We start from the raw sequence: 573 nt of genomic DNA, 5'->3' as shown, positions 1-573 counted from the left end.
GATCTCGATTGGGGAAATCAGAAGTCGCGCTGGACGCGGAACCGGACCTGCGAGACCGAGTCCTGCGTGGCGGTACGGACCGCGAAGGTGCCGTTGTTGATGCCGGCGATGTTGGCGTAAGCGGTCGGGCTCTTGTCGAGGTCGATCGCCCGGCCGTTCTTCAGGCCGATCTGGGTGTAGAACGCCTCGACGCCGATGTCGAGATCCTTGACCGGCGACCAGATGATGCTGCCACCCGCCACGAACTGGTAGGTGTCGCGCAGGGCCTGGCTCAGGTTGAAAAACCGGGTGCCGGGCACGCCGACGGCGTTCGAGCCGAACGGGTTGCTGCCAGCGAGACCGCTCACGAGGTTGTAGATCGCGCCCTGGGCGAGACGTGCGCCCTGCGAGAAGCTCTGCTCGCCGTAGGAGCCGAAGAAGGCCGAGCGCCATTCCGGCGTCCAGTAGTGCAGGTACGAGGCGACCGCCGTGAAGCTGGTCGAGGTCTGCAGCTGGCCGGTGAACGGGTTGACCGTCGCGTCAGCGAAGTACTGGGCGAACTTCTGGCCCTGGATGGTCGTGGTGCTCTGCGTG

The 573-nt window shown here is 65.4% G+C and carries 1 pseudogene; it reads right to left on the bottom strand.

The features are described 5' to 3' along the window. Positions 1-17 precede the first annotated feature (17 nt). Positions 18-573, bottom strand: a pseudogene (locus MKK84_RS00015) (porin); the annotation flags it as partial.

Origin of the sequence: Methylobacterium sp. E-065, from assembly GCF_022829605.1 — a bacterium.
Lineage (GTDB): Bacteria > Pseudomonadota > Alphaproteobacteria > Rhizobiales > Beijerinckiaceae > Methylobacterium.
The sequence above is the reverse complement of the archived record's forward strand: the minus strand, read 5'-3'. Positions and strand labels throughout refer to the sequence as shown.